Source organism: Capnocytophaga sp. oral taxon 380 str. F0488 (assembly GCF_000318255.2).
GTDB classification, from domain to species: domain Bacteria; phylum Bacteroidota; class Bacteroidia; order Flavobacteriales; family Flavobacteriaceae; genus Capnocytophaga; species Capnocytophaga ochracea.
The window spans coordinates 1-13930 of the sequence record NZ_KB291171.1 but is presented as its reverse complement, the minus strand read 5'-3'; the positions used below and the strand labels follow the sequence as shown (position 1 = coordinate 13930).

Genomic DNA, 13930 nt, shown 5'->3' with positions numbered 1-13930 from the left:
ACTGTAGAGCCACTGTAGAGCCACTCATCGTTCGTTTATCCTATAAGCTTCTTATAAGCTAAACATAAGATACTTCAAACAAAAAAGAACCTTTTTCTATTATTTGTATTTTCGTTTTATTACCTTTAGAAACGGTAGTCTTTATAGTTTTCCAATTAATTGGCAACAGTATTTTTCATTTTTTTCAAAGATAATTTTATTCCCTATTAATTTTTTTACCCCTTTTTACTATCTTTGCACCTTGACAATTAGGACAATGTAATTCTATTACCAAAATTACAAATTTTGTTGTAATTGTCCATTTTTTATCATACTTTTTGAATCACCTCTGATAAAAAAAACAAGAAATTATCGTTATGGAATCTATGAAAAACATATATAAAGAAAGTCTATTTCAATCTATAAGTAAGGGTGAGGTAGTTCTTTGGGCAGGGGCAGGCTTGTCTTTGTATGCTGGTTTACCATCAGGAGCACGACTTAGAGAGATTCTATACGAAGGCTTAACTCCTTTAGAGAAAGAAGAAGTTAGAAAAAATTCAGACCTATCTCATTTAACAGATGAGATTTGTAAACTTAAAGGAAATAGAAATTATATTATCAAGGTACTAACAAGTACTTTTGCAAAAGATTTTTCATCGACAGAAACTCACAAAATTATTTCTAAAATACCTCATTTCAGGAATATAATAACAACTAACTATGATAGGTTATTTGAAAACGCATATGGTAATAAACTAAATCTAATTTTCTCTGACAGCCATACTCCGTATATAGATGATAAAAAGGTAAATCTTTTCAAAATACACGGTGATTTATCAGATCCTGATTCTATAATTATAACAAAATCTGATTATAATAGATTTTTTGAAAATGATACAGAACAAAATACTATTTGGAATATTATCAAAGGAATAGTTGCAACCAAGAGTATCCTATTTATTGGATACAATTTAGAAGATTCCAATGTTGAAGTTATTTTTAATAAAATAAAGAATAAAACAGGAAAGAATGGTAAAGAATGCTATTTTGTAGCTCCTTATATTTCTCCTATCAAGTCAGTTAATTTAGAGAAAGCAAATATACATCCAATTTCTCTTACAGGAGAAAAGTTCTTTGAAGAGCTCATAGAATATCTAAGAAAGAATATCACAAAGAACTTTGAGAATAAATATATCTCTTCTGATGTCTATTCAGAGTTCATAGGTAATTTTGATTTGAAGTCGGAAATAGAAGTAGATTCATCAATAGGGAAAAATATTGTGAAAAATCTTACAGGAATAGAAGGAAAAGATACAAAAATAGAAATGACATTTTCTGTCAGTAAATCTTTTGATGAAATCAATAATAAAGTAAATAATTTAATAAGTATAGGAGATATTTCTGAAGAAATGACCATTGATAAAGAAATGTTAAAAGGTTTCAATCTTGATATAAATGGCATTAGTTATAGGGATATTGATGACATCAAAAGTATAAAATTTACCTTATTACCTTGTTTCGACAAAAAAATAGATGTCGTCTTTGAAAATGGAAAGGAAATTAATGATATAAATTTAAAAGTTATTCCTTTAGATATAATTGGAAGAAAAGCAAAAGTAATAGCTCAGTTCTATGGAAATAAATTAGAAATTGTTTTTTATCCATCAACAAATAGAGAAATAGAAACTATATTTTCTTATACAATATCAAAAGAAATTAGTAATATTTCCAAGCAAATACTTTTCTTTGAATTAATTAAGCATCTCACAATGAGACAGCTTTTTTCAATTTATGTAGATGGGAAAAGAGCTTTTGAGGGAAGATTTGGGAAAGAGGCAAGCTTTTTATCCCCAAAGAATGAGTTCTATTTAACTTATTTTAAAAAACTAAAGGAAATTGAAAAGTTAGGTAATTTTCGCTTTTCTAATATTAATATCAATGATGTTACTCCTAAGAATCATAATCTCTTGGAGATAGTTATTGCAAAATTTAAAAATAAGCCTATTAAAAAAAGAAGTCCTCAGATTCTTCTAAAACCAAAAAGTTTTGATTACACAGCATACAAAAATAATTTCGATTTGAATTTTACTCAAAACTTAGGGGATATAGTTATTCACAATCAAACTTTTAAGATAGGAGAAATAACAACACAAATATCAGACGCTTTTATTTCAAATTATGAGGAAATAATAAGTGATAGAACAAAATCTCCTATTATTGAAAGTCGCTCTAAAAGAGCTTTAATAACATTTAATAATTTAAAACAGCATACGTAAAAAAACAGGGAGAATATTAGCCTAAGAATATAGGGCTGAATTAGGTCTTGTACGTAGTTATCGGGTTGTAAGAAACGGTGTAGCACTGGGTCGTACAAACGAGCATTCATATGGATAAGTCCTACACTCAATAAATGTTCGTGTCCTGTATAGCCTCTGTCTAACAATATGCCCTCCGCTGGTATAGTATTTGCCCCTTCGGCATTCCAATAGTTCGTGATATTGCCCCATAGCATCAAAGTTTCGTCTTTCAGCTATTATACCTTTTTCAGCTTTATAGTCTTACTCTCTATTAATTGCTTTGTAGAGTCATCTATATATTTCAATATATCTTCATACAAAACATCTATTCCTGTTTTTTCTCCTTTTTTAGGAGGGTTATAATATATAAGATGATACCAATCGTCAGGATAATTGAAATTTGCATATAAAAATCCTACTTCGTCTAACTTATATCTTTTATCTTTATCTAAAGCTACTACTTCAGATAATTTTTCCACTGCCCAAAAAAGATAGTAATTTTCACCTCCTATTTGACGTCTTTCATAAAGATCGTCATCAATTTTTTCCCAAATAGGGTTAGGGTATATCTTCCTTGTTATGTTTAAAAGATTTTCATCTGAGAGCTCAGATGACATATACATCTCAGTAAACATTTCCTCACTACATAGTATATAGCCATATTCACAATAAGATAGTACTTCGTCAGGAGTAAACCAATGTTTTTTTAATCCTACATATACAGCTCTCCAGTCGTTTAACATAAAACCTTTGTCAAATAAAATCATAGTAAATTCTTTATTAATTATTTTTATTTCCACCAAGTAGGAGGAGGGCCAACGCCTCTACCTTTTTGATTATATATACCATTTATCACACCATTTTCTATAAAACGTTGATGAGTAATAACACCATCTCTAATTATTATTTCATAAACACCATCTACACCATATTTTTGTCCTAACATTTGTATTAATATTTGCTTGCTACCATCTTTTCCTACAGAATTTGTAAATATTTTTCCATAATCTGCAACAATTTCAATAGTTTCTCTATTCCAATTATGCGTTGCATCAAGTCCATCAACCTTAAAATAGTCTGCTTTATACCGTATAGGACCTCCATTATCAGGAATAGCTTGTTTTATTTGAAGTTTGGCATCTTGTAAACTTAAACCATCTAAATCATTAGCTTCAAGGTTTATTTTAATAGGAGCTCCTTCTAAGGTTTGAACAGGTTGTATTTCTCGTCCTGTCCAAATATTATGTCCTTTAGGGGTGGTAAGAGCTCCTGTAGCTCCTCCTATTACAGCTCCTCCTACAAAACCAGACAAAGCTCCCCATCCTGCACTACTCCAAAACTTACCATTCCCTCCGGGTAGTTGAGACATAAAGCCTCCGCTTATAAAACCTCCCACAAGTCCACTTGTGGCTCCTACTACTGCTCCTCCTATAACTCCTCCCGTAATTCCATAGGTGGCTAATCCTGCTGCAACTAACCCTCCTGCATAAGTCGCTAGGCCTCCCGAGACGCCTCCTTCTACAGCTCCTCCTACCATTCCTATCCAAGTATCTACATTCTTAAAGTCCCATTTAAAAGGATTATAGGTACCATTGGCTTGAGAACCTCCTATATAAGCACCTATTATAGCCCCTACTATGAGAGCTGTTATAATAAACTCCCCATTCTCATCTACATACACCAGCGGGTTATTCAAGCAGTACCCATACCTATTAAAATTCTGAGTGTTAAAAAGATCTTGTACATAGTTGTCAGGTTGTAAAAAGCGATGTAAAGCAGAGTCGTATAACCGCCCATTCATATGTATAAAGCCTACCGTTTGCAGGTGCTCGTGTGCTGTAAAACCTCTATCTAATAGGGTAAGTTTGTCTAAGGTATTGCCTGCGCCATCTTCTACTTTTAGTACTTGTCCCCAAGGGTCAAAATGGCGTCTTTCTGCAATGTTACCCTCTTCATCAGTGAGCATTACTATAGAGCCTAAGTAATCTCTATGTAAGTAGTAGAGCTTTTGTGTCTCACCGTCCGAAATGAGTATCGCGGGAGCACTATACGCATCACCTCCTAAGTAAAACACAAATTTGGTGCTGTTATCAGTTTTATTACATACTATCTCTACACTACCGTCGTAGCTGTAGTGTTTTAGCAGTGGGCGTTTAGCTTTTTCTACTTCAGCATTGCCGTAATAACAGTGTGAACGCTCGCCAAAGGCGTTGTATTCATAGCTTATCCGTTCTTTATCCTTTACATATATCTGCTCTGGGGCTTTAAAAGCGTTATACCTTACAGTGGGCAAAGGGTGTTTTTCTAAATACGTCTCGCCTGCTTCGTTGGTGGTGAGCTTTTGTTGTTGGTAGCCATTACGTGTGTATTCATAGGTACCTATAGCACTGTTTTCGGTAATGCGACCGCGTTCGTCGTATTGGTGGGTGGCATTGCCCCAGCGGGTGAGGCGGTCGGTGGTATCATACGCAAATTCTTCTTTTTGGTTATAAAAACTATAAGTGCGATGATTCAGCAGTCCTTTTTGCGTATTAAAATCGTATTGCAATACGTTCAGCGGAGTATCTTCCCGTTGTACAGTTTGTATTTTAGGAAAATGACTGTTGTACTGCAAATTCTCTTGGGTCTTTCCTTTGTGGAGGCTCAATGGCTGTCCGTACTCATTACTTGCGCTCAGTTTCCAAAGGGTCGCTCCGCTGGCTGTTTTCATTTCTATGAGTTCCCCATTCTCATAACGGTATTGCACGGCACTGCTCACACGTTTGCCTGCCGTCTGGGCGGTAGTGGTTTCTTGTTGTACACGTCCAAAGGCATCATAAGTATAGTTTTTAGTAAATACCGCTTGAGGGTTAGTCTCGGTAGTTTGAACCAATTGTTTGAGTCCGTTATACTCATAGCGGTAACTGTCGTTATTGCCGTCTTTGTTTTGGTTGTCTATTTGGGTGAGCAATTTGTCGGCGTTATAGGTGTAGCGTATGCGCATATCGGTATAATCGCCTGTGATATGTTTTTCGGTAAGACGGTCAGTGCCTTGCGCATAGTTGAAGGTAGTTTTTCCTTTAGGGGTAATTTCTTCTGTGAGGTTGCCCCAAGCATCGTATTTATAGGTGTAGCGCCCTGCTGAGGGGTCGGTGAGGCTTGTTTTGCGACCCCAGCCGTCTTGGGTTATCTTTTGTATGGCTCCTCCATAGTCGGCTGTTTTTAGGTTGCCATTAGCAAAGTAGGTATAGCGCACGGTACCCCCTGTATCTTGGTGTTCTACGATGTTACCTTGCGCATCGCGAGTGCTAATGATTTGTTGCTGACCGTCATCAGCAGTGGTTTTGAGCTTGTCGTAGGTAAAGCGGGTTACTTTACCTTCGGGATTAGTGATAGTGGTAGGTCGCCCATACACATCGTATTCTGTCCTCTTCGCCTTTTGAGAAGTACCTCCTGCAAGGTGAGGTGTGCTTACAGCTACTTGTTGCCCTATACCGTCGTACTCGTAGCTAACCGCATAGTGGTTGTTAAAAGCATCGTTACTTTCTTTTTCTAACAACCAGCCTAAAGTGTTATAACTCTCTGCATTGTAAGCGCCTTCTTCGTTTTCGGTAATAGTTTTAAAAGTACTTCCATCTAATTAGCTACAACTCCACCTTTTTCTAACATTTTTCTTACTATATCTGCTTTAAAAAATAAAAAAAACATACCTATCAAAAAAAATAGAATAGTAAGTATTATAGAAGCTGTATTACTACCAAAAAACTTAGGTTTTTCCTTTTTTACTATTCTTATTCCTTTACCACTTCTATCATATTTCAAGTAAAACAAAGTCATCACAATTATTATTATGATTACTTTTTGAATTGTACTTAGATAACAATTAAAAAAATATGCTAATGGTATATCAATCAGTCCATTGATTATTAAAGAGAAAATAAAACCTAATGCCCAAACAGTGTTTGAATGTGGATAATCATCAGGCATAACCTTTGCATAAAAAAGATAAATATAATAATAAAACACGTCCATCATTTGCCATAATTTTCATAAATACTAAAGTTTTATAACTTACATAGGTAAGGTAGTAGCTTTATTCATCTCTAATATTTCCCTTACTATATCCGGACCAAGAAATAAGAATGACATACTTATCAAAAAGAATAAAATAGTTAGTATTATGGAAGCTGTATTGCTACCAAAAAACTTAGGTTTCTCTTTTTTAACAATTTGTTTTCCTCTACCACTTTTGTAATACTTAAAGTAGAACAAAAGCATTAGAAGTGCTGTTATACTTATCAATTGAAAAATACTTAAAGTATAACTGAAAAAATATGCCAACCCCATATCAAGCGGACAATTGATTATCAAAGAAAAAAGAAAACCTAATGCCCAAACAGTTCTTGAATGAGGTTGACTATCAGACATAACCTTCACATAAAAAAGATAAATATAATAATAAAACACGTCCATCATTTGCCGTAATTTTCATAAAAATAATTCCAAAAATATTCATTGGATTCAGAAGGTTTTCCATATCGTTTCTCCCAACGGTTATACCAGTAGCGATATGCAAATTCTTGATACCATTCCATACCAGTCATAAACCTACCAAGTTCCCAGCCTATTCCCCAAGCAACACCAGGTATTCCTCCAAGTGTTGAATAAGCATTAGATGCTTCTTCGAGAAGCCATTGATTATTACCTTTTTGTCTTTGTATATATATAGAGTAAGCATTCCATGCTCCTAAGGCATTACCTGCCCAAGCAATTCTATTTGCTGTTGCTTTAGCAAATTTATTTTTACCTCCTGTAATTCCATTTCCTCCCCAATTTTGCTTATATATCTTAAAGTTTTTACCCATCCAAGTACCATATCTTTCACTATAATATAATTCATTACCAATAGTTGTCAGTGTTCCTGCATAAATTTCCCATCCAGGTGCTTTCCGCTCCCGATAAGATGTTTTTTGCTCCCGATAAGGTTCTTTCCCCTCCCGATAAGGCGCAATTCGATTTCCTGGATTCTGTATTGAAAATCCTCTTGAAAAGGAAGTATATGAGGTAAATTGTACATTTATAGCTATAGGCTTCACATCAACAACTCTCGGTGAGCCATCTCCTTCAAACCAGCCTTTTACAGAATTATATTGCTTTGAGAACCATTCTCCTACACTTTTTCCTTGTTTTTCAAACCATTTGCCTGTACTTCTTGCATTACGACCTACCCAATCTTTTATATCTCCCCAGTTTTCCTTTACTGTATAACCAATACTTGCTATAAGTCCTGCTAAACCTCTTTGTTGGTTAGGTGTTAGCCCTTCTTCTCCATACTCTCCCGTAGGGTCTGTGTATAACAATGGATTGTTAAGTACATAGCCATATCTATTAAAGTTTTGAGTATTAAAAGGATCTTGTACGTAGTTATCGGGTTGTAAGAAACGGTGTAGCACTGGGTCGTACAAACGAGCATTCATATGGATAAGTCCTACACTCAATAAATGTTCGTGTCCTGTATAGCCTCTGTCTAACAATATGCCCTCCGCTGGTATAGTATTTGCCCCTTCGGCATTCCAATAGTTCGTGATATTGCCCCAAGCATCAAAGTGTCGTCTCTCTATTGCATTACCTGTGTTATTGGTGATAAGGGTGATACTACCCAAATAATCGCGGTGTAAATATAGGTATTTTTCACTGTCATCAGTAACTGAGAGGACTGCTGGGGCACTATACGCATCACCGCCTAAGTAAATATAAAATTGTGTTTGCCCCGTAGTGCGGTCGTGTTTTATCTCAAAAGTGCCGTCGTAGTTGTAGTGTTTAACATAACGGCGTTTTTGCTTTTCAGGGTCTGTACCTCCGTAGTACATCGTGGCTCTACTCTCAAAAGCATCGTATTCAAAGCTTATCCGCTCTTTGTCCTTTACGTATATCTGCTCCGGAGCTTTAAAAGCGTTATATCTTATAACAGGTAGTGGGTATTTTTCTAAATACGTCTCTCCTGCTTCATTAGTAATAAGCTTTTGTTGGCGGTAGTTACTACCTGCGTATTCATAACGACCTAATTGGTTGTTCTGTTCAATACGTCCTCTCAAGTCATACGTTTGTGCACCTTCTGCTCCTGCACCTTTCCACGAGGTAAGCCGTTGTTGCGCATCATAGCCAAAAGTCTCCTTAGCACCGTTAAAACTATAGGTACGTTCGTTCAGTAAACTTTTAGCTTTGTCAAATTGGTAGACCTTTGTTTCTAAGGTAGTTTGTTCATTGCTTATGAGCTGACTTACGGGGTAATGAAAATCGTATTGGTAGGTTTCGGTAGTTTTCCCTTTTGTCTGGCGTATAGGAGCTCCATACTCATTCACTTCTTGCAATTGCCACAATACTTCTCCTGAAGCTTTTTTCAGAGTAGTTGCTTCTCCATTTTGGTATTCATATAACAATTGAGTAGTGATGTGTTTACCATATCCATCGGCTGTATAGGTTTCACGAGTGGTACGTCCAAAATCGTCATAAGCGTATTTTTGAATAAAAGTGAGGTTGCTACCTAATTTCTTTTCAGTAAGTTCACTCAGTTGTCTATTAGGGTTGTAATTGTAAGTGTAGAGTTCGTTATTACCATCCTTGTTTTGCAAACTGAGTTGAGTGAGCAGTTTGTCGTTATTGTAGGTATAAGCAAGGCGCATATCGGTATACTCACCTGTGATCTGTTTTTCCTTTACGCGGTCGCTTTCTCCCTCGTAAACGTAAGTAGTACTACCTTTGGGGGTGGTTTCTTTGGTAAGCCTGCTCCAATCGTCATACTCATAAGTATAACGTCCCGCCGAAGGGTCAGTAAGGCTCGTTTTGCGTCCCCAACCGTCTTGGGTGATGCGTTGTACAGAGCCTTCATATTGTGTCACCTTTAAGTTGCCATTACCAAAATAGCTATAGGTAATAGTACCTCCGGGGTCTTCTTGTTTTACCGTTTGCCCTGTTGCGTTTTGGGTAGTAATCACTGTTTTACTACCATCGTTTACAGTAGTAGTTAGCTTGTCATAACTTATCTGGGTAGTTTTCCCTGTTGGGTGTTGTGTTTGGGTCACTCTGCCATAGCGGTCATAAGTGGTAACAATCCAATTTTCAGCCTTGTCTTCAAAGTGAGGCAAGCTCTCTCTTATTTTTCTTCCTTGGGCATCGTATTGGTAACTTACCATTACATTTTGCCCAAAAGCATTTTTAGCTTTGCTATATTGCAAGAGTCCTAACCAACTGTATTTTTCTTCACTTTCGCTACCGTCATCAGCACGTGTAGCTATTGTATATCCTGAAGCATCAGTACTATAAGTAGTGTAAACACTTTTGCCGAGAAAGTCGGTAGCTTTGGTTGCTCGTCCCCAAGCGTCATAAGCATAACGAGTGGTTTGTCCGAAGTGATTGGTCTCTTGTAATAAGGTACCGTTGTAATCGTCGTATAGGTAAGTACTCTCTTGTCCCTCAAAATCGGTGTGCTTTTTCAAGAAGCGTTTTGAGGCGTCATACTCCATTTGCTCTCGACGTGTCTTGCCACTTTCGGTGGTTACCTCTTTTTGGGTGATATTACCTACTTCGTCATAAGTAAACTGCTCTGTTTTAAAGCCTGTCTGATGTCCTTTTACTTTATGGGTAGTAACTAAATTTCCTTGATAAGTATACTGTTCTTCAGTAGTAAAAGTATCACCATCTATAGTGTTAGAAGTCTTCTGCGAAGCTACCCTTCCTACTAAGTAAGGCGATTCACTTTTGGAGGCATAGGTCGTTTCTGCAGTACTTTTAGAGGTCCCTGCCATAGTTTCCACTCGTGTAGGTAGTCCGTCTGCATTGTACGATATTTTTTGGGAGGAGGTTACGCCACTGAGTTTGTTATCAGTGTTTTTTTCGGTGAGTTGTATGCGGAAAATCTTGTTGGGATTAGTGAGGTCTTCATAAAAGTAAGAGGCTTTCTCTATATATTCTGTAGGGTTCTCATAATTAAATATCTCTCTTTCAGAAAAATAATTCTCTGTGATAGTCCCTCTCAAATGAGGATTCATTCGGCTATAGGTGTAAAGTATTTCGTTATACTCATTGTCTTTTGTATACCAATTGGTTTTACCTACCGATTTAAAGCCTAAGAACCCTAAGCCTTCTAAATGACTTACAGCTCCCGCAAATCTGTATTGCTGTGCTACCGAAGGAAGACCGCCACCATTGCGCTCTAAAGTATTTACCAAATAAGTGGAAGGTGCATTTGCTATATCAGTATAAGGGAATCTTTCGCCATATCCTCGCATATAGTGTCCTTTCCCTTGTTGAGGAGAATCATATGCAAAATTTTCGGATAAGGGAGTGTACTTAATTGTATAGTCAATATCTCCTTGCCTTACAGATGATAAAGTCATATCTTTTCTGTTATCTTTCTCTGAGCGTAATGCCGTAATAGTATTCCCTCCGAATACTGAAATGTCCATAAAAACATTCTGCTCGTCAGAAGGCGAAAAGATATAATGAGGTGGTAGACCTGTATAAGGAGTAGTATAAGTATCTCCCTTGCGAAATGAAAGTGTACTTGCTTGTATGTTTTCATACAGTTTGAGGTAACTCTCTTCTTTTTCATCTGGAAATCTATCAGTAGAAACTCTATTTGAATAAGTTTCTATAATATCCGTTTTGCCATCGTTATTAATATCAATAGGAATCAGATTGTGGTGATATTCTACTTCATATTCAACAGTCCTAGGGTCTATCCAATGCCAGAAAGAAGTATTAGTATCTCTGCGTTTGGGCTTTTTATTGGAAACTATATAAGTAAAAGGATAGGTTTGCTCAGGAGATTGTTCAAAACCTTTCCCTGTGTTAGAAAGTAATACGAATTGGTTACTTTCATTAGCAACAGGCAATAAAAAATCTATTTTACCATCGCCATTATAATCTCCTGCTATAGGTTGTCCCCATTCAGCTCTAATATATGGGTGGTTATATCGCCAAAGCAGTTTTAAATCGTTATGTTCGTCAAACTCATAAACGTACATTTCTCCATTGGTTACGTGTATAAGATTCGTCTTTCCATTGCCTGTAATATCTAAACCATAAAGCAAATCTTCTCTCCCATATTGCTTATAGAGGCTTCCTGTTTGTTTTGAGTTACTCTTTTTTCGAGTATCTAAATCTATCCAATAGGTATCTCGTCCGCCTGCCTGACTACTTTGGCAAACACATAGTTCATAACGATTAGGGTCATAAGGAGCTTCAGGATAAGGATATATATATCCAGTACCTTCAGGCATACATTCTTGGATAATATATTTTTCTTCAATAGCAAGTACATCGGTAAGCCCATCACCATTAAAATCTCCTGAAACAAGTTTCATAGGGGGATGTTTTTTTTCTCCTTCTGTGGTGTAATACCATACCCACCGTGGCATTCCTAACTCTGCTGCTTTTTCTTCTTTCCTCTTTTTGTAACACCAATCCAATCCTTTCTCATAATAAAATGGTAATTCCCATTCTTTCTCATCTTCTTTTTGCCCAAAAGTCATAATGTTACTCACATAAGTTTTAAACCTTATTTTGTCATCTGTCCTGTGAACCGAAACGAAACCTTGCTCTCCTGTAAAAATATTATTGTTTTGACCAATAAGTACACGTGCAGGAAATATCTCTGAAAATTCTTCTAAGGTTAATGGAGGAACTATCTTATTTTCACCGCCACCCTTTCTATAATCATCAAATATAAATATAGTTTTGTGAGCCCCTTCTCCTCTAGTAAAATACAATATGAAGTCTGTCAATCGGTCACCATTGTAATCTAAAGGAACAGTAACAGAGTTTTGGGAGGTTATATTGCCTAAAGTTCCTATTTTATAACTGTTTTTTACCTCTTTAAACCCTGCTTTTGTTTGTAAATATGAAAAAGTGATAGGTGCTTTCTTCTCGTTATCCAGCCATTCTTGTACTGTGAGCAATCGGTCATAAAATAAAGTTTCTTCTGGCTTTTCTTCCACTAAATAATCAAGGGTATATTTCCTATATTCTTTTGCTCCTGAAGTTACTATAATTTTATCCAAGAGTGAGGTATCTTCAAATCGGACACCTCCCACATAACAAACTTCTGCTCGCCTACGGGGTCTACCATAGTAAAATTCTATTTTCTTATCCCCTGTAATATTGCCCTGTTTGCCATAGATAATGGTTTTTATGAAAGGCATATTCCCTCTGCGCTCATAAGTATAAGATATACGTAGCCCTTGCGCATTCTCCCAGTAAGTTATAGCATACGCTACAGGAGACCTACTGTCCTCTGTTTGACCGTAATACGCTTTAGAGCCATCAGGGTACAATACTTCAAATCCCATAGTAGCACCCTCTGAGAGTTGTTTTATTTTTAAATCAGAAAAAACTTCTGTTTGGTAAGTAGCCCCTGCTTTACCATATACTCCTTCTTTCAGCATCAACCGCTGTCCGTCCAAAGCAAACTGGTCTGTTTCTGTAAGGTTTACTTCGGTAATTTTACCATTGTGATACATCGTGCTTCCTACTCTGCTTATCACCGAAAGCCCCGCTAAGTGCCAACCGTAACCTGCAATGCCGTTACCACTCTGGCTGTTGTAGGTCAGTGCCAAGGTAGGAGCAACGCCCTTAATCCCTTGAGGCACCGCAATAGGCACGGTATACACTGCAGCTCCTGTGCCTGATACACTCAGTTCACCCGTAGTCAAGCCCACAGTATTACCCCCGCCATCTCGTGCTGCTATGTTCCCCGAAGGAAGTGCCGTTTCAGTAGGAGGGTCAACAGGCTCTGCGTAAAATGAGGTGCGTTCAATAGCCTGCAAAGGATAACTCTCTTGAGCTACACTGCCAAGAGTATAACAAACAGATAGTAATAATAACAACTTTTTCATATGCCTAATCGTTTATAACTTAATATTAACCATTAACCATTAATCATTAATATTATTGTTTCACCACCTTAAACACCTTTCTACTGCCGTCAGAAAACGTAGCTACCAAAAAGTAATACCCCACCGACCAAGTCGATACATTAATGTGAAAAGGCTCATTCGCAGGAATTTGATCCGTCCTATACATCATCTTGCCGTCTACCGAAAACACAACAAGTTGCGTCAGCACTCCATTTTCACTGTGATGCCAATACACCGCCAAGTTATCAGTTACAGGATTAGGGGCTCCTTGCAGAGTAATTTTAGAAGAATTATCAGCCTCTGAAGATTTCAAAGCCTCAGGCAGTTCGTCAAAGAGCTCCTCATCGGTAGCGTCGTCTTTGCCGTTGAGGCACAAAAGCGCACTGCGCTGGTTACCCGCGCTGTCGTACTGAAAACAGTACTCTTTTTGAGCATAGATACTAAGGGTACCTAAAAAGAAGATAAGATACTTTAGCATTGTCCAACAGGTTTTGGTTATATGACCGCAAAAGTCAGAACTTTTTTTGAATAATGCAAGTTTTTTTACGTTTTTTTCACTTTGCATTTTAATAGTAACGTTTCCCTAATATATTAATCCTTTTTTAGCTATCTCACCTTCCAAAGATTCTTAGCATCCCCCCAAGCCTCTCCTAGCTCCCCAAGCAAACCCACACTCCCATTTCTACATTTTCTAATTTCCTCATTTCCTCATTTCCACATTTTCCCATTTCCACATTTCCTCATTTCCACATTTCCACA

The 13930-nt window shown here is 36.9% G+C and carries 6 protein-coding genes and 1 pseudogene; 1 reads left to right on the top strand and 6 read right to left on the bottom strand.

The window, feature by feature from the left end; translation table 11 throughout:
- Positions 1-365: 365 nt before the first annotated feature.
- Positions 366-2255 (top strand): SIR2 family protein, encoded by a 1890-nt coding sequence (locus HMPREF9078_RS00475; RefSeq protein ID WP_232305270.1) that lies wholly within the window; start codon positions 366-368, stop codon positions 2253-2255.
- A gap of 44 nt (positions 2256-2299) precedes the next feature.
- Here HMPREF9078_RS00475 and HMPREF9078_RS12305 read toward each other — a convergent pair.
- The 6 genes and pseudogenes from HMPREF9078_RS12305 to HMPREF9078_RS00440 all read right to left on the bottom strand — a co-directional run.
- Positions 2300-2519: pseudogene (locus HMPREF9078_RS12305) on the bottom strand (RHS repeat-associated core domain-containing protein); the annotation flags it as partial.
- Positions 2513-3043, bottom strand: coding sequence for a DUF2247 family protein (locus HMPREF9078_RS00470; protein ID WP_034542393.1), 531 nt, complete (start codon positions 3041-3043; stop codon positions 2513-2515). The gene HMPREF9078_RS00470 and the pseudogene HMPREF9078_RS12305, both read right to left, overlap by 7 nt.
- Before the next feature lie 23 nt (positions 3044-3066).
- Entirely contained in the window at positions 3067-5814 is a 2748-nt protein-coding gene (locus tag HMPREF9078_RS11400) for an RHS repeat domain-containing protein (protein WP_009418748.1), read from the bottom strand.
- Between the two features lie 77 nt (positions 5815-5891).
- Positions 5892-6290 (bottom strand): hypothetical protein, encoded by a 399-nt coding sequence (locus HMPREF9078_RS12045; RefSeq protein WP_009418747.1) that lies wholly within the window; start codon positions 6288-6290, stop codon positions 5892-5894.
- Positions 6291-6727: 437 nt separating this feature from the next.
- Entirely contained in the window at positions 6728-13150 is a 6423-nt protein-coding gene (locus HMPREF9078_RS00445) for an RHS repeat-associated core domain-containing protein (RefSeq protein WP_009418745.1), read from the bottom strand.
- Positions 13151-13202: 52 nt separating this feature from the next.
- The gene (locus tag HMPREF9078_RS00440; RefSeq protein WP_002675602.1) at positions 13203-13649 is read right to left on the bottom strand and encodes a T9SS type A sorting domain-containing protein; all 447 of its coding nucleotides are present in this window, start codon (positions 13647-13649) and stop codon (positions 13203-13205) included.
- Positions 13650-13930 lie beyond the last annotated feature (281 nt).